The organism is Bordetella sp., from assembly GCF_057362025.1.
This window is the reverse complement of the sequence record NZ_JBMQQZ010000015.1, coordinates 101,325-124,541: the sequence shown is the minus strand read 5'-3', so window position 1 is coordinate 124,541 and position 23,217 is coordinate 101,325. Positions and strand designations below refer to the sequence as shown.

Annotated in this window: 23 protein-coding genes; 7 read left to right on the top strand and 16 right to left on the bottom strand. The window is 66.4% G+C overall.

All coding sequences use genetic code 11. From position 1 onward, the window contains the following. The first annotated feature begins 84 nt into the window (after window positions 1–84). Both ACO1P8_RS05150 and ACO1P8_RS05145 read left to right on the top strand, forming a co-directional pair. Entirely contained in the window at window positions 85–1,092 is a 1,008-nt protein-coding gene (locus ACO1P8_RS05150; protein ID WP_486294913.1) for an SDR family oxidoreductase, read from the top strand. Continuing rightward, entirely contained in the window at window positions 1,089–2,288 is a 1,200-nt protein-coding gene (locus ACO1P8_RS05145; protein WP_486294831.1) for a pectate lyase family protein, read from the top strand. The genes ACO1P8_RS05150 and ACO1P8_RS05145 overlap by 4 nt, the downstream gene beginning before the upstream one ends. Before the next feature lie 7 nt (window positions 2,289–2,295). Here ACO1P8_RS05145 and ACO1P8_RS05140 read toward each other — a convergent pair whose 3' ends face one another. The 5 genes from ACO1P8_RS05140 to ACO1P8_RS05120 form a co-directional block, all read right to left on the bottom strand. Continuing rightward, window positions 2,296–3,240, bottom strand: coding sequence for a LysR family transcriptional regulator (locus ACO1P8_RS05140; RefSeq protein WP_486294830.1), 945 nt, complete (start codon window positions 3,238–3,240; stop codon window positions 2,296–2,298). A gap of 38 nt (window positions 3,241–3,278) precedes the next feature. Beyond that, window positions 3,279–4,067, bottom strand: a complete 789-nt coding sequence (locus ACO1P8_RS05135; protein WP_486294829.1) for an enoyl-CoA hydratase — start codon at window positions 4,065–4,067, stop codon at window positions 3,279–3,281. Next, on the bottom strand, window positions 4,067–5,038 hold the full coding sequence (locus tag ACO1P8_RS05130) for a Bug family tripartite tricarboxylate transporter substrate binding protein (RefSeq protein ID WP_486294828.1): 972 nt from the start codon (window positions 5,036–5,038) through the stop codon (window positions 4,067–4,069). The genes ACO1P8_RS05135 and ACO1P8_RS05130 overlap by 1 nt, the downstream gene beginning before the upstream one ends. Before the next feature lie 39 nt (window positions 5,039–5,077). After that, window positions 5,078–6,265, bottom strand: coding sequence for a CaiB/BaiF CoA transferase family protein (locus tag ACO1P8_RS05125; protein ID WP_486294827.1), 1,188 nt, complete (start codon window positions 6,263–6,265; stop codon window positions 5,078–5,080). A 175-nt stretch (window positions 6,266–6,440) separates the two neighbouring features. Then, window positions 6,441–6,866, bottom strand: coding sequence for a hypothetical protein (locus tag ACO1P8_RS05120; RefSeq protein ID WP_486294826.1), 426 nt, complete (start codon window positions 6,864–6,866; stop codon window positions 6,441–6,443). A 346-nt stretch (window positions 6,867–7,212) separates the two neighbouring features. Here ACO1P8_RS05120 and ACO1P8_RS05115 point away from each other — a divergent pair, with 346 nt between their 5' ends. Next, complete coding sequence (locus tag ACO1P8_RS05115; RefSeq protein ID WP_486294825.1) at window positions 7,213–7,779, top strand: HdeD family acid-resistance protein; 567 nt, start codon at window positions 7,213–7,215, stop codon at window positions 7,777–7,779. A 9-nt stretch (window positions 7,780–7,788) separates the two neighbouring features. Here ACO1P8_RS05115 and ACO1P8_RS05110 read toward each other — a convergent pair whose 3' ends face one another. Continuing rightward, window positions 7,789–9,075, bottom strand: coding sequence for an MFS transporter (locus ACO1P8_RS05110; protein WP_486294824.1), 1,287 nt, complete (start codon window positions 9,073–9,075; stop codon window positions 7,789–7,791). Window positions 9,076–9,411: 336 nt separating this feature from the next. Here ACO1P8_RS05110 and ACO1P8_RS05105 point away from each other — a divergent pair, with 336 nt between their 5' ends. Continuing rightward, window positions 9,412–10,362, top strand: coding sequence for a tripartite tricarboxylate transporter substrate binding protein (locus tag ACO1P8_RS05105; RefSeq protein WP_486294912.1), 951 nt, complete (start codon window positions 9,412–9,414; stop codon window positions 10,360–10,362). Between the two features lie 107 nt (window positions 10,363–10,469). On the opposite strand, the gene ACO1P8_RS05100 is transcribed toward ACO1P8_RS05105, so the two are convergent. From ACO1P8_RS05100 to ACO1P8_RS05075, 6 genes are all read right to left on the bottom strand, one after another. Beyond that, window positions 10,470–10,673 carry a cold-shock protein gene (locus tag ACO1P8_RS05100; protein ID WP_066639647.1) on the bottom strand — a complete coding sequence of 68 codons (204 nt, stop codon included), beginning with the start codon at window positions 10,671–10,673 and terminating at the stop codon, window positions 10,470–10,472. A 226-nt stretch (window positions 10,674–10,899) separates the two neighbouring features. Further along, entirely contained in the window at window positions 10,900–12,537 is a 1,638-nt protein-coding gene (locus ACO1P8_RS05095) for a hypothetical protein (RefSeq protein WP_486294823.1), read from the bottom strand. Between the two features lie 83 nt (window positions 12,538–12,620). Further along, window positions 12,621–13,571 carry an isocitrate lyase/PEP mutase family protein gene (locus ACO1P8_RS05090; RefSeq protein WP_486294822.1) on the bottom strand — a complete coding sequence of 317 codons (951 nt, stop codon included), beginning with the start codon at window positions 13,569–13,571 and terminating at the stop codon, window positions 12,621–12,623. After that, window positions 13,568–14,086 carry a LeuD/DmdB family oxidoreductase small subunit gene (locus ACO1P8_RS05085; protein ID WP_486294821.1) on the bottom strand — a complete coding sequence of 173 codons (519 nt, stop codon included), beginning with the start codon at window positions 14,084–14,086 and terminating at the stop codon, window positions 13,568–13,570. The genes ACO1P8_RS05090 and ACO1P8_RS05085 overlap by 4 nt, the downstream gene beginning before the upstream one ends. Further along, window positions 14,079–15,365, bottom strand: a complete 1,287-nt coding sequence (locus ACO1P8_RS05080; RefSeq protein WP_486294820.1) for a 3-isopropylmalate dehydratase large subunit — start codon at window positions 15,363–15,365, stop codon at window positions 14,079–14,081. Before ACO1P8_RS05080 ends, ACO1P8_RS05085 begins: the two co-directional genes overlap by 8 nt. Window positions 15,366–15,388: 23 nt before the next feature. Next, on the bottom strand, window positions 15,389–16,375 hold the full coding sequence (locus ACO1P8_RS05075) for a Bug family tripartite tricarboxylate transporter substrate binding protein (RefSeq protein WP_486294819.1): 987 nt from the start codon (window positions 16,373–16,375) through the stop codon (window positions 15,389–15,391). Window positions 16,376–16,562: 187 nt separating this feature from the next. Between ACO1P8_RS05075 and prpR the strand changes: the two genes are divergently transcribed. Continuing rightward, entirely contained in the window at window positions 16,563–18,572 is a 2,010-nt protein-coding gene (prpR, locus tag ACO1P8_RS05070; RefSeq protein ID WP_486294818.1) for a propionate catabolism operon regulatory protein PrpR, read from the top strand. A gap of 29 nt (window positions 18,573–18,601) precedes the next feature. On the opposite strand, the gene ACO1P8_RS05065 is transcribed toward prpR, so the two are convergent. After that, window positions 18,602–19,141 carry a carboxymuconolactone decarboxylase family protein gene (locus tag ACO1P8_RS05065; protein WP_486294817.1) on the bottom strand — a complete coding sequence of 180 codons (540 nt, stop codon included), beginning with the start codon at window positions 19,139–19,141 and terminating at the stop codon, window positions 18,602–18,604. Between the two features lie 129 nt (window positions 19,142–19,270). Here ACO1P8_RS05065 and ACO1P8_RS05060 point away from each other — a divergent pair, with 129 nt between their 5' ends. After that, window positions 19,271–20,257, top strand: a complete 987-nt coding sequence (locus ACO1P8_RS05060) for an AraC family transcriptional regulator (protein ID WP_486294816.1) — start codon at window positions 19,271–19,273, stop codon at window positions 20,255–20,257. A 3-nt stretch (window positions 20,258–20,260) separates the two neighbouring features. On the opposite strand, the gene ACO1P8_RS05055 is transcribed toward ACO1P8_RS05060, so the two are convergent. Next, the gene (locus tag ACO1P8_RS05055) at window positions 20,261–20,851 is read right to left on the bottom strand and encodes a TetR/AcrR family transcriptional regulator (RefSeq protein ID WP_486294815.1); all 591 of its coding nucleotides are present in this window, start codon (window positions 20,849–20,851) and stop codon (window positions 20,261–20,263) included. Between the two features lie 107 nt (window positions 20,852–20,958). Between ACO1P8_RS05055 and ACO1P8_RS05050 the strand changes: the two genes are divergently transcribed. Further along, window positions 20,959–21,663 (top strand): glutathione S-transferase family protein, encoded by a 705-nt coding sequence (locus ACO1P8_RS05050; RefSeq protein ID WP_486294814.1) that lies wholly within the window; start codon window positions 20,959–20,961, stop codon window positions 21,661–21,663. Between the two features lie 103 nt (window positions 21,664–21,766). Here ACO1P8_RS05050 and ACO1P8_RS05045 read toward each other — a convergent pair whose 3' ends face one another. Next, complete coding sequence (locus ACO1P8_RS05045; protein WP_486294813.1) at window positions 21,767–22,540, bottom strand: amino acid ABC transporter ATP-binding protein; 774 nt, start codon at window positions 22,538–22,540, stop codon at window positions 21,767–21,769. Then, window positions 22,537–23,217 (bottom strand): ABC transporter permease subunit, encoded by a 681-nt coding sequence (locus tag ACO1P8_RS05040; RefSeq protein ID WP_094843402.1) that lies wholly within the window; start codon window positions 23,215–23,217, stop codon window positions 22,537–22,539. Before ACO1P8_RS05040 ends, ACO1P8_RS05045 begins: the two co-directional genes overlap by 4 nt.

The following is a 23,217-nucleotide window of genomic DNA, read 5'->3' as shown; positions in this document are numbered from 1 at the left end:
TCGATGAACTCAACAGGTTTTGAAAGCGATGCGGCGGTCCCCGCGTGGCTGCTCGACGAGACGCAGCGCGGCCTTCGCGAAGAGATGCTCTCCCGGCGCCGGCGCTGGCTGGTGACCGGGGCCGCGGGCTTTATCGGTTCCAATCTCGTGGAGACGCTGCTTCTGCTCGGACAGGAAGTGCACGGCCTGGATAATTTCTCGACCGGACACCGGCGCAATCTGGAGGAAGTCCGCAGGAACGTCGGGGAGCGCCTGTGGGCGGCTTTCACCCTGCACGAGGCCGATATCCGCGACATGGCCGCATGCGAGCAGGCCGTTGGCCAGGTCGATTACGTGCTGCACCAGGCCGCGCTCGGTTCGGTGCCGCGTTCGGTGAAGGACCCGGTGACTTCGCACGATGTGAATGTCTCGGGCTTCCTGAATATGCTCGATGCCGCGCGCCGTGCGGCCGTCCGGGGCTTCGTCTATGCCGCATCCAGCTCCACCTATGGCGACGAACCCAATCTGCCCAAGCGGGAAGACCGGATCGGCAAGCCGCTGTCGCCCTATGCGGTTACCAAGCTGGTCGACGAGCTTTATGCCGATGTGTTTTCCCGGACGTATGGCTACGCGTCTACCGGACTGCGTTACTTCAATGTCTTCGGCCCGCGGCAGGATCCCAATGGCGCTTATGCGGCCGTTATCCCGAAGTGGATTGCCTCGATGATCGAGGCAGAGGCCGTCCAGATCAACGGCGACGGCGAAACCAGCCGGGATTTTTGCTTCGTCGGGAACGTCGTGCAGGCGAACCTGCGCGCCGCGTTGCGCCAGGAGACGGGCGCCAGCGAGGTCTATAACGTTGCGGTGGGCGGGCGCACGACGCTGAACGACCTGTTCGCCATCATCCGGGACGGCCTGGCGGCGCGTGGCTTCGAGTATGCGCGATCGGCGGAATACCGGCCGTTTCGCGAAGGCGATGTGCGGCATTCGCAGGCCGATGTGTCGAAGGCGCAGGCCGGGATCGGCTACGAGCCGCTGGTGGATCTGCGGCGCGGGATGAACGAGGCGCTGCCGTGGTACATCGGCTTTCTGACTTCGCGGGTGGCGGCATGATCAGGACCACTACGATGCATTGGCTGCTCGTCCTTGCGGCGTTGTGGGGCGGCACGGCCGCCGCCAGCGTATCGTGCAGCGTCCCCGACGAGCATTGCCCGATGGTCGCGTCGCTGCTGCAACAGCGCGAAGGCTACGGGGCGCGGGCCACCGGCGGGCTGGGAGGGCGATTCGTCGAGGTCACGTCCAATATGGACGCCGGACCGGGAACATTGCGCGCGGCGCTGACGCATGCCAAGGGCCCCACGTGGATCCGTTTCGCATCGGATATGACGATCGTCCTGGACAAGCAGCTACGCGTTCCGTCGGACGTAACCATCGATGGACGTGGAAAACAGATCACCTTGATCGACGATGGGCTGGGGGTGTACGGCAGCCATAACGTCATCCTTACGCACCTGACCATCGATGGACGCCTGAACCGGCTGACGCAAGCCGTGAACGTCGCCAATGACAGCCGGGACGTGTGGGTCGATCATCTGGACCTGTCCCGATTCGCGGACCGGCTGCTCAACGTGAAGAACGGCTCGACGGACGTCACGGTTTCGTGGACGAAGTTTCACGACTCCGACAAGGTCATGCTGCTGAACAACATTACCTCGAAGAATCTCTTCCAGAACTACGAACGCGATTCGATCGCACGGGTGACGCTGCACCACAACTATTTCGTGAATACGGTTCAGCGCAATCCGAGGGCTCAGTTCGGCACATTCCATTTGTTCAACAATCTGCTGGAGAACTGGGATTTCTATGGGATGAGTTTCAGCCTGGCGGCCCGCGCCCTGGTAGAGGGCAATATGTTCAGCAACCTGTCGCATCGCAAGTGCACGGAGCCCCCTTTTTTCCCGACGGTCGAGCGTATCAACGTGAACTACTGCCGCTTTATCAAGGACTCGCCCAAGCGCAGCGCGCTACCCAATGGCGAATCGGATCGCCGCAACTACGAAAAATCGAAGGGGCAGTACGGGTACAAGCATGATTTCAAGGCGTCCCTGCGCCTGAAGGACAATCTGTACCTTGGCGATGCGCAACCGGTGCTGGAGGATTACCGTCCGGAATCGGTACCGACACCGCCTTATTGCTACGGCTACGAGCACCCCACGCCGGCGCTGGCCGAGAAGATCCGCCAGATGGCCGGCAATACGCGCGTGGACACGCCGCTGGCAAGTCCGCGCAGCGGGACGGGTTGTCCGTAGTCGCGGTTCAAGAGGCGGTCAGGGACCACGCCGCGCCGGATTCGCGTGTGCGTGTCGCCGCCACCTGCGGATCGTGCAGCAGCACATCGGCAAATTGGCGCACCAGGCCGTTGGGCGGCGCGTCCTGCCGGGTGACCAGATGCAGGTCGCGCAACGCCCAGGCGTCGCTCAGGGCGATGCCGGCCAGGTTGCCCTCGCGCAGCCCGGCTTCGGCCACGCTGACGGGGACCAGGGCCAAGCCGACACCCGCGCGCACGAGGTAGAGCACCGATGCGAAGTCGTGCGCATGCACGCGCACGTTCAGGACGCGGCCGGCCTGCGCGGCCCGCGCTTGCAGGAAGTGAAAATTGCTGCTGGCCTGGTCCATGCCGACGAAGCCGTAGGCCAGTGCCTCGCCGAAGGGGACACGCGCGCGCGACGCCAGGGGATGGTCCGCGGGCGCGATGCATATCAGGCGGTCCAGGGCATACAGCTCGCAACGCAGGTCGCTGGCGGTGTTGCTTCCGGCGAAGATGCCGATATCGGCGTCGCCGCGCCGGATGGCACCGGCGATGGCCTCGCTGTCGGCTTCCCGCAGATCGACGTCGATGTGCGCGTTGGCCGCGAGAAAGCGCGCCAGACTGGGGATGATGAAACTATTGAGCGAGCTGCTGTTGGCCAGTAGCCGGATCCGACCCTTCAGATTGCGCGCGTAGGCACCGACCTCGTCCTGCAGCGCCTGCAGATCGGCCAGGAGGATGTCGGCATGGCGCGCGAGCGCTTCGCCTGCCTGCGTCAGCGTCATGCCCTTGGCGGTGCGCAAGAACAGCGGACTGCCGGCGGTGTATTCCAGGTTCTTCAGGCGGTAACTGGCCGACGGCGCCGTCATGTGCATGGCGGCGGCGCCGGCCGAGAGGTTGCCGGCCTGGACGATGGCCTTGAACAGGCGCAGGTCCTTCAGCTCGTAGGACATCGGGTATTCCGTCGTTGGGCAGGCCCCGGGTCCACCGGTCAACCGCCCTTGGCGCGCGCTTTGTCCTGCAGGAAGCCGCGCATGTAGCGGCCTGGCTCGCCGGTGGCGAACGCCGCGCCGAACTCCAGTACGCCGTTGCGGATGGATGTTTCCAGCGGTTCGTCCTGCCATTCGCGCAACAGGCGCTTCTGCTGGGCCAGCACGCGGGGGCCCAGCCCCGCCAGCATACCCGCAATGCGGGCCACCTCGGCGTCGAGCGCCGAAGACGGTACCACACGGTCGAGCAGGCCCCAGGCCAATGCCTCGGGCGCATCGGCGACTTCGCCGGTCAGCAGCATCCATGTTGCGCGGGCCTGGCCGACCAGGCGCGGCAGCAACGCCGCGTGGATGATGGACGGTACGCCCACCTTGACCTCCGGCATGCCCATGTGGGCGGCTTCGGAAGCGATGCGCAGGTCGCAGGCCAGGGCCAGCTCCATGCCGCCGCCCAGGCACCAGCCCGGGATGCGGGCAATCACCGGCATAGGCAACAGGCGCACGCCGTCGCACAACTGACGCAACCGGTCGATGTATGCGATGGCGCCCGCCTGGTCGAACTCCGCCATCTCTTTGATGTCGGAGCCCGCCACGAAGGCCTTGTCCTGTTCGGCGCACAGCACCACGACCCTGACGTCTTCGCGCGCGGCCAGGTGCTCCAGGGCCAGGATGAGTCCGTCGACCACACGGCGGCTCAGGATATTGAGCTTGCCGGCGTCGGCGATCCGCAGCGTTGCGATGCCTTGAGCATCGACCGCGACGGCGGCATGGGGATGTTGGAAGGTCGTCATCACATTTTCTCGAAGCCGATCTCGTCCACGACCTTCTGCCACACCTTGTTGGAGCGTTCTATCGTGGCGGCGAACTGTGCGCGGGTGGTGTAGTCGGGCACCGCGCCCTGCTGCTCGATGGCGGCGACGACCGAGGGTTCCGAAAGCACTTTCCCGATGGCGGCGTTCAGCGTGTCGAGTACCGGCTCGGGCGTGCCCTTGGGCGCGGCCAGGCCGAACCAGCTTGGGGTGTTCAGCTGGGGATAGCCCAGTTCGGCGTAGGTGGGGACATCGGGCAGGCTTTTCACGCGTTCGGGCGCGGCCACGGCCAGCGCGCGCAGCTTGCCGGAGGCGATGAAGCCGGCCGAGGAAGGCAGGTTGTCGAACACGACCTGTACCTGTCCGGCCATCAGGTCGACCAGCGCGGGGCCCAGGCCCTTGTACGGAACGTGCAGCATCTTCGTCTGCGTGCTGCTCAGGAACAGTTCGCCGAACAGATGGCTGTAGCCGCCGCTGCCGGAAGAACCGAAGGCCAGGCGCCCCGGCTTGGCCTTCAGCGTGTCCAGCAGTTGCTGGAATGTCTTGATGTCGGAATTGCCGCTGACGTCCAGCACGCCCAGCACGTTGGCCAGGTTGCTGATGGGCGCAAAATCCTTGACCGGGTCGTAGCTCGATTTCTTGTGCACGTTGGGATTCACGGCGTGCGAGCTTTCGACCGCCATCACCAGGGTATAGCCGTCCGCCGGCTCGCGCGCGGCGTAGGCGCTGCCCAGGGCCCCGCCGGCGCCGGGTTTGTTCACCACTACCACGGTTTGGCCCAGCACCTCGCCAAGCTTGGGGGCGACGATGCGCGCCATCAGGTCGGTGGTGCCGCCTGGCGCATAAGGCACGATCAATTGCACGGTGCGGTCGGGGTAGGCGGCCAGGGCTGGCGCGGACGCGCACAGGGTAAGGATCAGCGCGCAGGCGGCACCGCGCAGGGGGTGGTGCATGGTTGTCTCCTCGTTATGGTTGGGGGGAAGGATGGGAATTCAGGAATCGTCGCGGGCCGCCAGCCGACCCAGGACTTCGGCGGTGTGTTCGCCCATCAGCGGCGGTGGCCGTAGCGGCGCGTCGATCTCGCCGGCCAGCATGGGGTTGCGCACCAGCGGCACCGGGCCGAAGCGCGGATGCCGCGCGTACCGCAGCATGCCCCGATGGCGCACCTGTTCGTCGGCGAAGACCTCTTCCATGCTGTTTACCGGACCCCAGGCGATGCCGGCGGATTCCAGTCCGTCGGTCCAATGCTTGCGTTCGCGCAGCGCCAGGATGTCGGCCAGGATGGCGCGCAACGCCGGCAGGTTCTGCACGCGGTCCGTATTGCGCGCGAAGCGGGGATCCGCGGCCAGTTCCGGCCGCCCGCACAGCTCGCACAGGCGCCCGAACTGCTCGTCGTTGCCGACGGCCAGGATGAAGTGCCCGTCGCTGGCGCGGAAAACCTCATAGGGCGCCAGGTTCGGATGGGCATTGCCGGTGCGTTCCGGATTGCGGCCCGATACCAGGTAGTTGGCGCCTTGATTGGCATTGATGGCCACCGCCACGTCCAGGAGCGCGATGTCCAGGTGGCCACCCTCGCCGGTGCGGCCCCGGCGCAGCAGCGCCGCGAGGACCGCCGAGGTGGCATACATGCCGGTGGCGACATCGACCACCGGCATCCCGGCGCGCAGCGGCCCGGCGCCGGGCTCGCCGTCGGCCCGGCCGGTGTAGCCCATCAGGCCGCCCATGCCCTGGAATATGTAGTCGTAGCCGGGCCGCGCCGACTTCGGACCATCCTGGCCATAGCCGGTAATGGAGAGATAGATCAGGTCGGGCTTGACCGCTTTCAGGCTGGCGTAGTCCAGGCCGTAGCGGGCCAGCGTGCCGGCCTTGTAGTTTTCCACCAGCACATCGGCGCCGCGCAGCAGGGCCAGCAGCGTGGCGCGGTCCGCGGCGTCGGCGAAATCCAGGCAGATGGACTGCTTGTTGCGGTTGCAGCAGGTGAAGTAGGCGGAGAAGGTATCGGCCCCGTCCGTCGATTCCAGAAAGGGCGGTCCCCATTTGCGGGTATCGTCGCCTTGCCCGGGGCGCTCGACCTTGATGACCTCGGCGCCCAGGTCTGCCAGATTCTGGGTGCACCACGGGCCGGCCAGGATCCTCGATAGGTCCAATACGCGGACATTGTCCAGCACCTTGCTCAGCACGTCTCCTCCCTGCCAGCCGCTTTTTATGGTGCGGCAAGTCTAGGAAGGGGCGCCGGCAGCGTCCAGTTCAAATCTTCTAAGGGAATGTTCAAAACTGCCTAAGCGGTCCGCGTGGGGGCGCGCGTGTGTCCGCTGGCCGGGCCGCCTTCCCAGCGCGGCCCGGATCCCGTCGACGCTATTTCGCGGGTGATGCGGACGGCGCCGGGGGCGCGGGTATTTGTATCTTGTCCGCGTATTTCATCAGGATGTCTCCCATCGCCTTCATCATTTCGCCGTGCATTTGCATGGCGATCTTTTCATTGCCCGGCTGCAGGGCGGCCATTCCCATCATGGGGCCCATCATTCCCATGGCGCCCATCATTCCCCCTCCCATCATTCCCGCGCCCATGGGGCCCATCGGACCCGCCGCGCCCAATGGGCAGCCCGGCATGCCCTGGCCCGCGAACGGCCGCCCCATCGGCGGCGCCGAGCCCATCATGGGATGCCGCCAGCCGGCGGCGGGTGGCGTGGGTTCATCCGTATCCCCGGCCATGCTCGAGCCGGCGCTGAACAGGCTCGCGGTGACAAGCAACGACAATGCGACTAGACGTTTGGTATCCATGATGGGCTCCAGGAGGACGACGCCCCGGTCGATCCGGGACGTTTCATCGTGCGTATCGCGGGTCGCCGATCCCGCCTGCGTACGGACGGCGCGATCGGATGATGTCATGCGCATCGAGCATATCCAGCCCGCGCGCGGGGCCTTTTGATCTCGGTCAAGCCCGACCGGCGGATCCGTGCGCAGAATGAATGCGGCGCGTTGCCGGCCGGAACTCCGGCTGGGCACGCTCCCTGCGCAATGGGGCCATGGCCGGGCTGCGGTTGCCGGCATGGATCAGGCGTCGATAGGGCGGGCCACGACGGGCCTGCATCGGCCAGGGGCGATTCCTGGATATCGGGAGAGGACCATGAACGGTGTCATGAGCAAGGCGTGGTGGGTACTCGTCGCAAGAGGCCTGATTGCTATCGTTTTCGGCGTACTGGCGCTGATGTGGCCGACACTGACGCTGCTGGTGCTGGTGGCGATGTTCGCCGCGTATGCGGTGCTGAGCGGTGCGGCTGCCGTGGCGGGCGCGTGGCGCGCCCGGACGGCGGGCAAAGGACTGGGAGAATTGTGGATGATCGCAATTCTTGGGGTTGTGGCCATTGCCTGCGGCATTATCGCCGTCGTGTGGCCTGCCATCACGGCGCTGGCGCTGGTGCTGATCATGGGCATCAATGCGCTGATCACCGGTATCCTGGATATCGCGGTCGCCATCCGTTATCGCGATACCGTGCGCCATACCTGGCTGATGGTGCTCGCGGGCATCGTGTCGATCATCTTCGGCGCGGGCGTTCTCGTGTATCCCGGCGCCGGCGCGCTGGCATTGGTATGGATGATCAGTATCTATGCCATCGCCTCGGGCATCCTGTTGCTGGCGATGGGCATACACGCGCGCAGGGCCGGCTCGCCCTACGGCCACGCACCGGCGTGACGCCGCGGACTATGCCTCGATGACACTATCCGCGGCCGCGGCACGGGTAGCCGGGGTTTGTGCGTCGACGGCATTGGATCGCACCTTGCCGATCCACCACATGGCGAACACGATGCACGCGCAGCAGACCCACCCGTTGATCCCGTAGCCGGAGATGCGGCCGCTGGGCGAGGTCGTAAGCATCAGGCCGCCGATCCATGCGCCGGTGCCGGTCGCGATCTGCTGCACGGCCGAGTTCACGCTCATGAACGCGCCGCGCCGGCGCGGCTCCGGCACGGTGGTCAGCAATGCCTGCACCGGGATCATGCGGGCATTGGCCGTTACCAGGAAGAACGGGAAGAACACGATCAAGGCCCACAGGGGCAGCTGAGGCAGATGCGTGATGAACAGCGCCGGCAGCAGCGAGGCCACGGCTGCCGCGCGGAAGATTCGGCGGGTACCGAAGCGATCGGCCAGCCGTCCGACCGTGCGCGAGCTGAAGAACGTCGCGAAGCCGCCGGCCATGTAGATCCACGAGATGTCCTCGGGCTGCACCCCGAGGTTGCCCACGAAGGTGGGCGAGATGAAGGGCACGATCAACATGTGCGCGCCCATCACGAGGGCGGTCAATCCATAGCCGCGCAGATGCGCGGGTTCGCGCATCAGGGACCACAATTCCGGGATGGTGCGCGACAGCGGCACCGCGGGCACGCGGATATGCGCGCGCAGCGATGGCACCACCTTCCAGGCGCCCGCCCAGATCGCGGCGGATAGCAGGACCAGCTCGAAGAAAGGCGAGCTCCAGCCGAAATGCGCGCCCAGCACTACGCCCAGCGGCACGCCGGCCACTGCCGCCAACGAGAACGATGTCATCACCACGCCCATCGCGGTGCCGCGGCGCTGCGGCGGTATGACGTCGCCGATAATGGCCAGGACCAGGGAACCCAGCACCCCGCCGGTCAGGCCGGCGAAGGCCCTGGACAGCAGCAGGGCATGGTAGTTCGTGGCCATTGCGCAGATCAGATTCGACAGCGCGAACAGGGCATAGACCGCCAACAGCATTTTGCGGCGATCGAAGCGGTCGATATAGGTCGCTGCCAGCAGGCCGGAGATGCCCGCGCACCAGGAGTAGGCAGAGACGGCCGCCGCGAAGGCGGCCGGGCCGATCGAGAAGGCTTGCATGATCTGCGGGCCCAGCGGCATCATCACCATGAAGTCCACCACGATGGTGAACTGGGTCAGGGCCAGCAGCCAGAGGAGGGTGCGCTCCCTGCCCGCGGAAAGCGGAGCAGCCGAAGTGACGGGGGTGGGGGACATGGTGGGCGTTGGTCAGCGCGCCGGATCACCGGCGGAAGGAAAGCCGAGCGCGGGGGCGGCTGCGATCGGCCATGGTGGGTAGACGCCCTTGCGAGAAGCGCGCCGTTGCGGATTGTAGCCATAATCGGTAACTATCGAACGGATCCGCCTTAAGAAGAGGTCCGAGCCTGCCGTTCAATTCAAGGTAGTGCCGAGTTGGAGCGTCGCGGGGAAGCGTTCTCGCCGATGGCGGCGGTGAATGTACCGCCCATGCGCAGCGCGATCCGCTATAACGACAATCCAACGTTTCGTTGTTGAACAGGAGTAGAGGTAGATATGTCGATTCGACGCAATTTCATGAAGGCCGGGCTGGCCTTCTGCGCGGTATTGGCCGGTGCGCCGGTCTACGCGGCGGGCTATCCCAGCCAGACGATTACCCTGGTCGTGCCTTATGCGGCCGGCGGTGGCGCGGACAATGCGGCCCGCATCCTGGCCAAGGCGATGAGCGAGCAGTTGGGCCAGAGCATCGTCATCGACAACAAGAGCGGCGCCAGCGGTTCGATCGGCGCGTCATTGGTGGCGCGGTCGGCTCCGGACGGCTACACGGTGCTGTACGATGCCTCGGCCTTCGCGATCAATCCGGCGCTGCGCAAGCTGCCTTATGACTGGAAGAAGGATTTCATCCCCGTTTCGCAGGCCGTGCGCGTGCCCAACGTGATGGTGGTGGCGAAGAACTCGCCCTTCAATTCGCTGGGCGACTTCATCGCCGCCGCCAAGGCGCAGCCCGGCAAATACACGTTCGCCTCTTATGGCCCCGGCAGCCTGGCCCAGATGGCCGGCGAGCTGCTGAAGAAGGATACGGGTATCGACATCGTCCATATTCCCTACAAGGGGGGCGCGCCCGCGCTGGTGGACGTGATCAGCGGGCAGGTGGACACCTACTTCGCCAACGCGGCGTCCAGCCTGGGCTACATCACGGGCGGCCAGCTGAAGGCCCTGGCCGTGACATCGCCGCAGCGCATGTCCGAGCTGCCCAACGTTCCGACGGTCGCCGAGTCGGGCATCAAGAACTTCGCTGTGGAAGAGTGGAATGGTTTCCTGGTGCCGGCGCACACCCCGGCCGATGTGGTGGAAAAGCTGCAGGGCGCCGTCAGTGCCGTGCTGGCCCGCGACGATGTGAAGACCCAGCTGGGCAAGCTGGGCCTGGTGCCGGTCGGCAGTTCGCCCAAGCAGTTCGCCGATTTCATCGACGCCGAGGTCCGCCGCTGGACCGAGGTGGTGAAGGCCAACAATATCGTCATGAATTGAGGTCACCCGCGCGGCGCCGACGCCGCGCCAAAAAGCAACAAGCCCTCCGGAGAGGGCTTGTACGCGGCTTTACGGGCTGTGTCGCCACAGCCTGTGATGCCTGACGCTTACAGCGGCGTGATCTTGGTGGCTTGGGGGCCTTTGGCGCCCTGGCCGGCGATGTAGCTTACGCGCTGGTTTTCCTGCAGGGAGCGGTGGCCGCTGCCCTGGATTTCGGAGAAATGCGCGAAGAGGTCCTTGCCGCCGGAGTCGGGCATGATGAAACCGAAGCCTTTTTCCGAGTTGAACCACTTAACAATGCCAGTTTCCATGATGTTCCTTGATGAAATACGGACGCACGTCCGAGAAAGAGATGATCAAGGTAGGACATGGACAATGATGGCGTACTACGTGGAACGCACACCCGAACGGAATCGCAACACTTGAGGATCTGCCGGCACTATGAGGGGTGGCTCATAGTGAAGTCAAGCACTATTTATTGGCGCCAATATCCCGGCGCCGGTCGCGGCATGATCCGGGCCGGCAGGGGAAGCGGCGTCAGCCGGTCTTCACCTCTTTCGCGCCGACCAGTTGGGCGCCGCGCAGTTGCGTCGGATCCGCCTTCATCACCGCAAGGTTGGCGATGCCGGACAGCGTATTGCGCCAGCGGTCGAGGTCCTGCCTGGTGGCGGAGCCGTCTTCCTTCGGCTTGCTGTCCTGGATCAGGCCCCGCAGGTCCCAGGCGCGGGAAACCGACAACGGCGTGTTCAGGTCTTCCTGCAGCTCGCCGGCCACGTATTTCCTTATGCGGGTGGAGTGGCTGGTCGATTGCTCGAGGGATGCCTTGACGAGCCTGCCTTCCTTGTACGCGATACTGGCCACGCTGCTGGCCGTATCGTCGATCTGGTCGTAGTAGTAGTTCTGCGAGGTCTTGTCGGTCGTCAGGTTCAGCGGGGTGTCGGGGTAGAGCGCCTGGTGATAGCTGGCGGTCAGGTGCGACTGCTGCGATTGCTCGACCGCCAGATCGCGCGGTCCCGCGCCGCGCACCGTCGTCTGCTGCGAGACCTGGTAGGAGAAGGCGTCGCGCTCCCCGGGGTTCAGCGGATTGGGCGAGGGCTGGTCCGCCGCCTGGACCGATGCGCTGAAATCGGCCAGGCCGGTCAACATGGCGCGGTCCGTGTCGCTCAGGGCGATCGCCGGGCCGGAAGTGGCCGCGGGATGGCTGGCATCCACGCCGTAGTGCGTGTTCAATGCGCTGAAGGCGTCCTTGAACATCTCCATTAGCGCGGCATCGCCGCGCCCGCGGCTTTGTGCCTGGTCGAATTGCGCCAGGTAGGCTGCCAGCGCATGCGATTGCTGGTCGGTGCTGCCCAGCAGCGCGGGGTTGGAGAGGTCGACGTCGACGTTCACCGTTCCGGTCGCGCCGGTGTAGGCGACGCTGCGGTGCTGGCTGTCGGCCTGGAAGGAAAGGGACTGGACGCTGCCGTCTGGCAGCTTGAAGCTGGCCTGCAGATCCACGGAAGCGAGCACATGGGGGTCGAATTGTGTCAGGCCATCCAGGGCGAGCTTGGGCGGAACGGACGTCAACCCGTCGATGGCGGCCTGGAAGCCGTCCGCCAGCCCGGCCAGCGCCGAGCGCTCCGCGTCCGATAAGGTGCCGCCGGTCACTTCGATTTGCACGCCCAGGCCGCCCGCCTGACTGGTCAGGGACAGATGGACGGTCGCGCCGCCGGCGGTCTTGACGTCCAGAGTGACCTGGTTATCGGCGACGGTGTGCAGCTGTGTCTGGCGGATCCGGTCCAGGTTCGAAAGGGCGGCGTCCGTGCCGGAGTCGGGCGATCGCAGCATGACGGACTGGGAGTAGTCGCCGCCGTCGAAGCGCAGGCGCTGGAGCGCGGCAGCGCCCAGGCCGTGAAACCGGTCCGAGAGCGCGGTGGCGTCGTAATTGGTGGACATCAGCGCGCTGATGGCGTCGCTGGCGTTCTTCTCCCAGACGGGCACGGACGGCGACAAAGCGCCGGCCGGTGTATAGGTCTGGCTGAGCAGGGCGGACCGGGCATCCGTCAGGGTGACGCTGGCCGAGGGCGCCGGGCCGGCCTGGCCGGCGGCGGCCGCGGCGATATCGGCGCCCGCCGTTCCGGTGGCCGTGGACGACTGCAAGGCGGACGCGGCGCTCAGGGGGAGCAAACTTTGCATAGTCTCGGTTTTGCGATTGGAATCGGGCCGGGGGCCGCGGCGGGCCATCCAGCTCTTCCTTTAACGGCAGCACCGGGCAGGATTTAAGGGTAGGCGGGGAAGCGGTTTTCCCAATCCTCGACCTCGCTCAAGCCAAGGTATTCGCTGTATTGCGCCGACGTCAGCATGCGATCGCGCATGGCGATCGTGCAGCCATCCTCGCGCAGGTGGCCGAGCGCCTCGCGCATGGCATAACCCAGCGCATTGCGCAGCAGTCCCGGATAAATGGCCAAGGCGATGCCCAGGCCGGCAAGATCCGGGAAGCGCAGGTCCGCCAGCGGACCGCCCGAATCCAGGTTGACCATGCAGGGGATGCGGATCCGCTCCGTCACCGTCCGGATGTCGTCCAGCACGCCTGCGTGAGCCTTCAATTCGACGAATACCGCGTCGGCGCCCGCCTGCGCGTAAGCCTCGGCGCGGCGGATGGCCTCGTCCAGTCCCATCGAGGCGGCGCAATCCGTGCGGCCGATCACCAGCAAGCCGGTGCTGGCGCGCGCCGCCACCGCGGCGGCGATGCGCGTTACCGCGTCCTCGAAGGGCAGGACGGCCCGCGCGCCGGGGAACTGGGCGCAGCGTTTGGGCGATTGCTGATCCTCGATGTGGATGGCGGCGACGCCGGCCGCTTCGAATTCCTCCACGGTGCGGCGGATGGCCGCGACCCCGCCATAGCCCGTATCGGCGTCGCAGATCAGCGGCAGGTCGATGCAGGCGGCAACGCGGCGGGCGTGGGCGGTGATCATGCTGAGATCGACGAGGCCGACATCCGGCTTGCCCAGCAGGCTGGCGGAGACGCCATTGCCGGTCATGTATACGGCTTCGAACCCGGCATGCTGCACCATGCGGGCGCCGTAGGCGTCATAGACGCCTGGGGCGATCAGCGTCGGCTGTCCGCGCCCGGCGCTCGCCAGGCGCTCGCGCAAGGCCTGCCGCAGGCGGACGGGTTTGTTCCAGCCTGCTTGCGCGGGCGACGGCGCGGTGCTTATCGGTGCACTCATTCCGTGATGCTCCAATCGGGATGCTTGTGCAGGAAAGGGATCAGGCCTCCTTCGCGAAGGATGGCGCGGATCTGCGGGGGTATGGGGCGCAGCGCCTGCTTCAGGCCGCGGGCCGGCGCGCGCAGTTCGCTGTTTGCCAGGTCGATGGATACATGGTCGCCCTCGGCCAGGCCGGCGGTATCGTATTCGACCAGCATCAGACCGTTGTTGATCGCGTTGCGGAAGAACTGGCGGCCGAAGGACGGCGCGATGATCGCCGCCACACCCAGGCGATGCAGGATGTGGACGGCCTGTTCGCGGGACGAATTGATGCCGAAGTGCGTGCCGGCCGCGATGATGCCGCCCGGCTGGAAGCGACCGGCGAAGCCGGGGGATACGCCGTCGAACGCCTGGGCGGCGATGTAGGCTTCGTCCTTGCCTGGCAGGTATTTGCCTGAGCATTGCGTGTCGGTATTGACGTCGTCGCCCAGTTTGTAGATGGGGCCGGCGATGACGTCCTGGTTCGTATCATGCATGGGAAGGTCTCCATTCGCCGCCGTCGACCGTGCGCGGGTCCGTGATGTAGCCGGTCAGCGCCGAAGCCGCCACGGTGGCGGCCGAACCGAGCCAGATCTCCGATTCGTGGTTGCCCAGGCGGCCGCGGAAATTGCGGTTGGCGCTGGAGATCGCCACTTCGTTGTCGCCTGGGATCAGGTGATTGGTGATGCCGACGCAGGTGCCGCAGCCGGCGGCCTCGAAGGATGCGCCGGCCGCGGTCAGGATTTCGATCAGCCCTTCGCGCGCCGCGTCCAGGTAGATTTTGCGCGATGCCGGGGTGACGATCATGCGCACGCCACGCGCCAGTTTGCGGCCCTTCAGAATGGCGGCGGCCTGGCGGATGTCGTCCAGGCGCCCATTGGTGCACGTGCCGATGAGGGCGAAGTTGACCTTCTGCCTGTCGATCTGCGTAATCGGCACGACATCGTCCACTTCATGGCGGCGCGCGACCTGCGGCGCCAGGGCGGATGCGTCGATGGAGACGCGGTGCGCATAGCGCGCATCGGCATCGGCCGACACCGGACGCGGCGCGCGCGCGCCGTGCGCGGCCAGCCAGGCCAGGGTCTTGTCGTCGGCTTCCAGCAGCGCCGCCTTGGCGCCCAGTTCGGCGGCGTGGTTGGCCAAGGTCATGCGGTCGTCGATTTCCATGGCCGATACGGCCGAGCCGACGTACTCGATGGCCAGGTAGTTCAGTCCTTCGGCACCGAAGCGGCCCAGCATGTGCAGGGTGATGTCCTTGGCCCAGACGCCCGGTTGCAGCCGGCCCGACAGCTCGATGCGGGCGGATTCCGGCACGCGCAGCCACACCTTGCCCGTCTTCATTACCGCGGTGACGTCGCTGCCCTCGACACCGGTGCCGAAGGCATTGAACGCGCCGTAGGTGACCGAGTGGGTGTCCGTTCCCACGACGAGGTCGCCGCAGGTCAGGTGGCCGCCCTCGGGCAGTACCTGGTGGCAGATGCCGTCGCCGATGTCGTACAGCGGGCTGCCGTGCGTATCGGCGAAGTTGCGCATGGCGGTGTGGGTTTGCGCCGCCGCCAGATTGGGGGGCGGCGAATAGTGGTCCAGCACCCAGGCCGTGCGCGGCGCGAAGGGCAGCTTCTCGGCACCCATCTTGTCCACCATGCGTATGGCATTGGGCGCGCGCGCATCGTGGACCATGGCGAAGTCCACGTCGGCGATGACGATATCGCCGGGTTGGACCGCGTCGACGCCGGCGTGCCGGGCGAGGATTTTTTCTGCGATGGTGAAAGGCATGGTGTGGCTGCCAGATAGGAGGTTCAGACGGCGTTGATATTGATCTTCTTGACCAGGTCGCCCCACTTCCTGCTTTCGCTGCGGATATAGCGGTCGGTCTCGGCCGGCGTGGACGGCGCGGGGTCCAGGCCCAGCTTCTTCAGCTTGGCATCGACCTCGGGATCCTTCAATGTTGCTACGATGGCCCGGTTCAGGGTGTCGATGACGGCCTTGGGCGTGTGGGCCGGCGCGGTGAAGGCGTACCAGTTGTTGGCCTCGAAGCCGGGATAGCCGGACTCGGCGATGGTCGGGACGTCGGGCAGGACATCCAGGCGATGCAGGCCGGTGGTGGCGATCGGCCGCAGTTTGCCGGCGGCGATGAATTGCACCGCGTCGGTGGGACTGGCGAAGATGGAGGCCAGCGTGCCGCCCAACAGATCGTTCATGGCGGGGGCGCCGCCGCGATAGGCCACGTGCTGGTTTTGCAGCCCGGCCACGGACTTCAGCAGTTCGCCGGCCAGATGGCCGCTGCTGCCGATGCCGGACGAGCCGAAGGACATGTCGGAATGCGGGGCGCGCGCGGCTTTCACATAGTCGGCGAAGGTCTTGACCTTGCTGTTGGCGTTCACCACCAGGACATTGGAGAACGACACCGCCAGCGAAATCGGCTCCATATCCTTGATCGGGTCATACGCCAGTTTGCTCAGGTGCTGGTTGACCGCCAGCGAGCCTATCGTGCCCAGCATGATGGTGTAGCCGTCGGGAGCGGCCTTGACCAGCGCGTCGGAGGCGATATTGCCGCCGGCCCCGGGACGATTGTCGATGATGATGTTCTGCTTCAGCTTTTTCGACAGCACCGGTGCCATGATGCGCGCGACCGTGTCGGAACTGCCGCCGGCCGCGAAACCGACGAGCAGGCGGATGGGCCGGCTGGGGAAGTCGTCGGCGGCCTGCGCGTTGCCGGTGGCCAGGGATGCGGCGCATAGGGCGGCAAGGGCGGCGGCCGCGCGTCGAAGGGAGGAAAGCCTCACGAGTTGTCTCCTGTTTTGTGTTGTCCTGGTCTGGATGCCAGAGGTAAGACATAAAAGCAAAACCGGTGCCAGTTTGACCGGAGGACGCTTTCCCCCTGGGGAACGGTCTGCGGGTAAGTGCGGAAGCGCGCGGGTGTTTCATAAGTGAAAATAGCGTGTTTCATGAAAGCATCGCTGTCTTGCAACAATGACCCCCTCGTCCGACACCGCCCTGCCTCCCGCCGCTAGCGGCCCCGTCCCGGCCGATACCGTTCTTCCCGTCATCCATGCGGTAACGGGCTACGGTCTGTTCGAGAGCCTGCGGCAGATCGCTCCGGAGTACGCCGGACGCGCCCGCGTCGAGCTGTTGCGGGAAGCGTTCGAACCCGCGCTGGCCGCCCTGACGCACGCGATCGCCCGCGGGCGCTGCGATGTGGTGGTGGCCTCCGGCAGCAACGGGACATTTCTGCGCGCCCGCCTGCCCGTGCCGGTGGTGCCGGTGCAAGTGGGCGGCTATGACCTCATGACCGCGCTGGCGCGCGCGCGGGAGCTGTCCCAGCGCGTCGCCGTGGTCCTGCATCACGAGGTATCGGCCTCGCTGCGCCGCTTCATGCGGGTCTTCGACATGCAGGTCGAATTGCGCGCGTATGACACGCCGGCGGATGCCGCCCGCTGTATCGGCGAACTGGCCGGGCAAGGCATCGAAGTGGTGGTGGGCGCCGGCATGGTGACCGACTATGCCGAAAAAGCCGGGCTGACGGCCGTGCTGCTGTATTCGCTGGATTCCGTGCGCGCCGCCATGGATACGGCCTTGGCCATCGCCCGCGCGCAGTACGAGGAGCGCGCGCGGCGCGACCGGCTCGACCTGGTGCTGCGCCACCTGAACGACGGCGTGGTCGCCGTCGACATGCAGGGGCATATCACGACGATGAACCCGGCGGCGGCACGCATCCTTGGAGCCACCGCATCCCGGGCGATGGGGCGGCCGCTGGCCGAGGCCGCGCCGGGCCTGGGCCTCGGTGCCGCGCTGGCGCGCGGCGCGCCCGAGCTGGGACGGGTCGAGGACGTGCGCGGCCAGGCCGTCGTGGTGGACGCCGTTCCCCTGTACGAAGCCGGCGGGCAGGCCGGGGCAGTGTTGACGCTGCATCCATCGCAGCCGCTGGAACACGCCGTGGGACGGCTGCGCGCGCACAGCCATCGGCGATCGCGCTCTGCCCGCTACACCTTGAACGGCCTGGTCGCGGTGTCGGCTCCGATGCGCGAACTGGTGCACCGCTGCGAGGTGCTGGCACGCAGCAGCGATGCGTCGGTGCTGATCCAGGGCGAGAGCGGGTCGGGCAAGGAGGTCGTGGCGCAAGGCATACACCGCGCCAGCCGTCGCCATGCGCGTCCGTTCGTGGCGATCAATTGCGGCGCCTTCCCCGAGCAGTTGCTGGAAAGCGAACTGTTCGGCTACGAGGAGGGCGCCTTCACCGGGGCGCGCAGGCAGGGCAAGGCGGGGCTGTTCGAGGCCGCGGACGGCGGCACGCTACTGCTGGACGAGATAGGCGAAATGCCGCTGCCCTTGCAGACGCGCCTGCTGCGCGCGCTGCAGGAAAAAGAGATTACGCGCGTGGGTGGCATCGACGCGATACCGGTCGATGTCAGGATCATCGCGGCCACGCACCGCGACCTGGCGGCGATGGCGCGCCAGGGCCTGTTCCGGCACGACCTGTTCTATCGGCTGCATATCCTGCAGGTACGCGTGCCGCCCTTGCGCGAGCGGCCCGAGGATATCGCGGCGCTCGCCGCCGGCCTGCTGCCCGCCGCGCTGGAACGCATCGGCGCGCGTGGACTCGCGCCGGATGTGCTGCGCGTTGCGCTGCCGATGCTGATGGACCACGACTGGCCCGGCAATGTGCGCGAACTGGAGAATGTCATCGAGCGGATCGCACTGGAGTGCCTGCTGGCCGACGCGGTGCCGCCATTGGCGATACTGCGTGGCGTACTGGATCCTTCCGGCCCCGCCGTGTCCTGCCCGGCAGGGACCGGCGAGCCGCCTGACACTGCCGCGCCGGACGGTGATAGCCGCCTGGGCCCGCTGCAACGGGCAGCGGGGATCCGCCACATCCGCGAAACGCTGCGCGCTCACGGCGGCAATCAGGCCGCGGCCGCGCGCGCGCTGGGTATCAGCCGGACCACCTTGTGGCGCAGGCTGCGCGCCGCCGGCGGCGCGTAGGTCGGACGGGCGTCCTCCCTGGCTGCATTTCACTTCACTGGCGGGAAATCTACATCGGTATCGTTGATGCGGTTGAAGGTGTTGGTGAAGGTGATCAAAGAGATGGCCAGGGCGATGTCGGCCAGTTGCGCGTCGGTATAGCCGGCGGCGCGAATGGCATCGAACTCCGCGGCGGGCAAGGTGCCGCTGGTCTGCTTGATCAGTTGGACGAAACGCACCAGCGCATCGCGCTTGGCGTCGCCGGTGGGTTCACCGGCACGGATCTGGCGCAGCGTCTCCGGCGCGAAACCGGCCAGCTTGCCCAGCATCGAGTGCGCCGCGACACAGTAATCGCAACCGGTCAGTTCGCTCATCAGCAGCTTGATGGTTTCCAGGTCCTTGCGATTCAGGCTACCGCCGCTCAACGCGCCTTCGGCGTTCAGGTAAGCCGACAGCGAGCGTGGCGCGAGGTAGCCCAACGTCGCGAACAGGTTGGGGACGCTGCCCCCGGCAGCTTTTTTGACCTGGGCATAGACCTCGGCGGTGGCGCCGGTTGCGGATTCGATGGCGGGGATGGCGATGCGGCTCATGGTGTAACTCCTTGGAAATACTTTGTGTGGTTAGGAGCCCTCACTTTAGGCGCGTGCGGTGATCTTGCCGAGTCTATGGATGCTCAATAAAATGCTCATTAGGATCACGATGACGAAAACGGGGTTTCCATGTCCGGCTCGCTCGACTGGCTTAGCAGGTTGCTTGAAATGATCGAGATCACCGGCCAGCTGGAGGTCCGCTGTGCCTACGGCGAGCCCTGGCGCATTGCGTTCGGGCATGCCGCCGCCCGCGAGATCCCGTATCACGTGGTGCTGCATGGCGTGGCCATCCTGGAGGATCCGGAAGACGAAACGGTGCGCGAACTCGGCGCCGGCGACATCATCATGCTGCCCCACGGGTCGGCGCATATCCTGCATGACGGCAGCGGCCGCGCACCCATTGCGTCCTATCAGAAGCACGCCGGCAGCCTGACCGTCAGCGAAAATGGCCGCGATGCCGGCATGCTGGATATGCTGTGCGGCCGCTTTTTCATCGCGCCGCCCCACGACCGCCTGATCCAGGGCTATCTGCCGACCAAAGTGGTGGTCCGCGCCACCGATATGGATGGCACCGCAGGCACGGACCAGCCGTCCTCGCAACTGGCGGCACTCGTTCGCCTGATGCGCGGGGAGACCGCCGGCGATACCCTGGGCGGGCGGGCCATGTTGAATGCCCTGTCCTCCGCCTTGTTCACGCTTACGCTGCGGGTGGCGAGCCATTCGGAAGAATCGCCGAAAGGCTTGCTGGCGCTGGCCGGCCATCCCCGCCTCGCGCCCGCCTTATCCGCGATCTTCAGCGACCCGGCCCGGCAGTGGACGCTGCCGGAACTGGCCGAAAAGTGCAGCATGTCACGCGCCACGTTCATGCGGCACTTCCAGGAGAGGCTGGGGCGTTCCGCCTACGATCTGTTGACCGACGTCCGCATGAGCCTGGCGTCCAATGAACTGAAGCGGCCATCGGCCACCACGGAATCGGTGGCGGAAGCCGTGGGGTATCAGTCCGTGGCGGCTTTCCGGCGGGGATTCACGCAGTGGATGGGGATGACGCCCGGTGAATGGCGCCGCCTGTCGCGCGCGCGCACGGCAGCGGAAGAACCTGCCGCGCAGGAGGACTGAGGCTCAGTCTTCGGCGGGCCCGAGCGAGGCGACGGCGGCGCGGACCATGCCATGCAGCAGCGCGGGTTCCGGACGCGATCGAGCCAGCACGCGCAAGCCCAGTTGCACGCCCAGCAGCATGCGAGCCAGGTCTGCCGCGGGCTGCGCCCGCGTGATCGTGCCATCGTCTTGCCCCGCCCGCACGCAGCGGAGAAAAAACGCTTCTATGCGTCGCAGCACCGTCGCCACCAGCTCGCGCAATTCGGGATCGCGCGGGGCCATCTCCAGCGCGGCATTTACCAGCATGCAGCCCTTGTGGCCTGGGTCCGTCAGCGAGCGTTCGATCAGTTCGGCGAAGAAGCCGGAGATCGCCGCCAGGGGCTTGCGGGATTGCAGGCGCCCGATACGGTCGGCGATGCTGATTTCGACGTAGCGCTCCAGCGCGCGCCGATACAGGGCGCGCTTGTCGCCGAAGGCGTTGTATACGCTGGCACCGGTCAGGTTCATGTTGTCGGCGAGGTCGCGTACCGATGTCGCCTCGTAGCCATGCTGCCAGAAGCACAGCAGCGCCTGGTCCAGCGCCTGCTGTTCGTCGAATTCCCGTGGGCGGCCCATGGATCGCATCCCCGCGCCGGCGTGGCGCTCTTATTGTCGTTGACGATTTTAGAACAGTTGATTTAAAACACAAACCCGCCCCGTCGATACAGAAGGACCTTCCTCCCATGATCCGCTTCTATTTCCATCCCACGCCCAACCCGGCCAAGGTCGCCCTTATGCTCGAAGAAACCGGGCTGCGCTATGAGGTCGTCCCGGTCGATACGGCGAAAGGGCAGCAGCACGATGCGGCATTCCGCGCCATCAATCCGAACGGCAAGGTCCCGGCGATCGTCGACCCGGACGGACCGGCGGGCCAGCCGGCGACGGTATTCGATTCGAGCGCGATCCTGCTGTATCTGGCGGAAAAGACGGGAATGCTGCTCGGACAGCCCCAGGACCGGCCCGACATGCTGTCCTGGCTGCTCTTCATCGGCACAGGACTGGGGCCGTTTTCCGGGCAGGCCGTGCATTTCCAGCATGCCGCGCCCGCCGGCCTGGACTACGCGGTCAACCGCTACCGGCGCGAAGCCGAGCGGCACTATCGCGTGCTGGATGACAGGCTGGCGGGCAGGGACTTCATCGTCGGCGGCGAATACACGATCGTCGATATCTCCGCCTGGGGATGGGTGGATCGCGCCTCTCGCGTGCTGAAGGGCGCGCAGGAGCCGCTGGCGGCCTATCCCAATATCGCGCGCTGGTTCCGGGCCATCGATGCGCGGCCCGCCGTGGCGCGGGCGCGCAAGGTGGGGGCTGAAGTGCCCTTCAAGATGGAGCGCGATGAAGAGGCCCAGCGTGCGCTGTTTCCCTCCAATTATCCCGCGCAGGCCTGACGGACCGCCGCGCGGGCGCGTGCGGGACGAATGCGGCCTCGCATGATCGGGGGGCCGGCACGCGGGCCAGCGCGTCAGTGCCGCGTGGCGGTGTCCATCCGGTTTATGGCCGGGCCGTCCAGGTTTGCGGCAGGCCTTCCGTCAGCGTCGCGACGAACTGGCGGGTACGCGGATCCGCCGCCCGGGTGAACACGTTTTCGGCGGAGCCGGCTTCGACCACGACGCCGTTCTCCAGGAAAACGACCTGCTGGGCGATGCTGGCGGCCAGGCGCAGGTCGTGCGTGGCCATCAGCATGGTCATGCCTTCGGCCGCGAGGCGGCGCAGCACGTCCACCACTTCCTTGGCCAGGCCGGGGTCCAGGGCGGAGGTGGGCTCGTCGCAGAGCAACACCCGAGGCGACGGTGCCAGGGCGCGGGCGATGGCGACGCGCTGCTGCTGGCCGCCGGACAGGGTAGCGGGCCAGGCATCGGCCTTGTCCCGCATGCCCACCTTTTCCAGCAGTTCGAGCGCGCGTGCGGCCGCCCGCGCGCGCGGCCAGCCTTGAACGGTGACCAGGCCTTCCATGACGTTCTCCAGCACATTGCGATGCGGGAACAGCTGGAAATTCTGGAACACCATGCCGGTTTGCCGCCGCACTTTCTGTATCGCGTCGAAGGGCGTGCGCACGCCGGGCTGGAAAGCAATATGGGCGTCGCCCAGTTCCAGTGCCCCCGCTTCGGGGACTTCCAGCAGGTTCACGCAGCGCAGCAGCGTGCTCTTGCCGCTGCCCGAAGGCCCGATCAATGCAGTGACGCTGCCTTCCGGCACTTCGATGCCGACATCCTTCAGGACGTGCAGGCGGCCCAGGTGCTTCTGGATATGCGACAGGCGGATCACTGCGATGTCTCCGCGAAGACCGCGTGCCGGCCGAAACGCTTTTCCAGGCGCGCCTGGGCGGACGACAGCACGGTGCTGAATACCAGGTAGATCAGCGCGGCCTCGGTATAGAGAATCAGCGGCTCGTAGGTGACCGCGGCGATGCGCTGCGCGGCCTGGAAGATCTCCGGCACGGTCAGCACGGCCGCCAGCGAGGTGTCCTTGACCAGCGCGATGAACGAGTTGGACAAGGGCGGCACGGAGACACGCGCGGCCTGCGGCAGGATGGTTCGCCGGATCGCCTGCCAGCGCGTCATGCTGAGCGAATAGGCAGCTTCCCATTGGCCCTTGGGGATGGACTCGATCACCGCGCGGATGACCTCGGAGTTATAGGCGCCCACATTCAGCGTGAAGCCGATCAGCGCGGCGGGCAGCGGGTCCAGCACGATGCCGACGCTGGGCAGTCCATAGAAAATGACGAACAGCTGGACCAGCAGCGGCGTGCCACGGATCAGCCAGACATAGAACCGCACCACCGCCACGGCGGGTGCCGGACCGAACAGGCGTACCAGGGCCACCGCGAAGGCGAGCAGCAGCCCCGCGAAAAACGAAATCAGGGTCAATGGGACCGTGAATTCCAGCCCTGCCTTGAGCAAGGGCCAGAACGAATCCGCCATCAACTGCAGCCAGGCCGGCAC

What these genes read in the sequence shown, in the direction of transcription:
- ACO1P8_RS05095 (WP_486294823.1), bottom strand. Translation starts at nt 12,537, where the DNA reads ATGCAAAGTTTGCTCCCCCTGAGCGCCGCGTCCGCCTTGCAGTCGTCC.
- ACO1P8_RS05130 (WP_486294828.1), bottom strand. Translation starts at nt 5,038, where the DNA reads ATGCACCACCCCCTGCGCGGTGCCGCCTGCGCGCTGATCCTTACCCTG.
- ACO1P8_RS05055 (WP_486294815.1), bottom strand. Translation starts at nt 20,851, where the DNA reads ATGGGCCGCCCACGGGAATTCGACGAACAGCAGGCGCTGGACCAGGCG.
- ACO1P8_RS05060 (WP_486294816.1), top strand. Translation starts at nt 19,271, where the DNA reads ATGTCCGGCTCGCTCGACTGGCTTAGCAGGTTGCTTGAAATGATCGAG.
- ACO1P8_RS05065 (WP_486294817.1), bottom strand. Translation starts at nt 19,141, where the DNA reads ATGAGCCGCATCGCCATCCCCGCCATCGAATCCGCAACCGGCGCCACC.
- ACO1P8_RS05090 (WP_486294822.1), bottom strand. Translation starts at nt 13,571, where the DNA reads ATGAGTGCACCGATAAGCACCGCGCCGTCGCCCGCGCAAGCAGGCTGG.
- ACO1P8_RS05050 (WP_486294814.1), top strand. Translation starts at nt 20,959, where the DNA reads ATGATCCGCTTCTATTTCCATCCCACGCCCAACCCGGCCAAGGTCGCC.
- ACO1P8_RS05100 (WP_066639647.1), bottom strand. Translation starts at nt 10,673, where the DNA reads ATGGAAACTGGCATTGTTAAGTGGTTCAACTCGGAAAAAGGCTTCGGT.
- ACO1P8_RS05110 (WP_486294824.1), bottom strand. Translation starts at nt 9,075, where the DNA reads ATGTCCCCCACCCCCGTCACTTCGGCTGCTCCGCTTTCCGCGGGCAGG.
- ACO1P8_RS05115 (WP_486294825.1), top strand. Translation starts at nt 7,213, where the DNA reads ATGAACGGTGTCATGAGCAAGGCGTGGTGGGTACTCGTCGCAAGAGGC.
- ACO1P8_RS05085 (WP_486294821.1), bottom strand. Translation starts at nt 14,086, where the DNA reads ATGCATGATACGAACCAGGACGTCATCGCCGGCCCCATCTACAAACTG.
- prpR (WP_486294818.1), top strand. Translation starts at nt 16,563, where the DNA reads ATGACCCCCTCGTCCGACACCGCCCTGCCTCCCGCCGCTAGCGGCCCC.
- ACO1P8_RS05135 (WP_486294829.1), bottom strand. Translation starts at nt 4,067, where the DNA reads ATGACGACCTTCCAACATCCCCATGCCGCCGTCGCGGTCGATGCTCAA.
- ACO1P8_RS05120 (WP_486294826.1), bottom strand. Translation starts at nt 6,866, where the DNA reads ATGGATACCAAACGTCTAGTCGCATTGTCGTTGCTTGTCACCGCGAGC.
- ACO1P8_RS05080 (WP_486294820.1), bottom strand. Translation starts at nt 15,365, where the DNA reads ATGCCTTTCACCATCGCAGAAAAAATCCTCGCCCGGCACGCCGGCGTC.
- ACO1P8_RS05140 (WP_486294830.1), bottom strand. Translation starts at nt 3,240, where the DNA reads ATGTCCTACGAGCTGAAGGACCTGCGCCTGTTCAAGGCCATCGTCCAG.
- ACO1P8_RS05105 (WP_486294912.1), top strand. Translation starts at nt 9,412, where the DNA reads ATGAAGGCCGGGCTGGCCTTCTGCGCGGTATTGGCCGGTGCGCCGGTC.
- ACO1P8_RS05150 (WP_486294913.1), top strand. Translation starts at nt 85, where the DNA reads ATGCTCTCCCGGCGCCGGCGCTGGCTGGTGACCGGGGCCGCGGGCTTT.
- ACO1P8_RS05145 (WP_486294831.1), top strand. Translation starts at nt 1,089, where the DNA reads ATGATCAGGACCACTACGATGCATTGGCTGCTCGTCCTTGCGGCGTTG.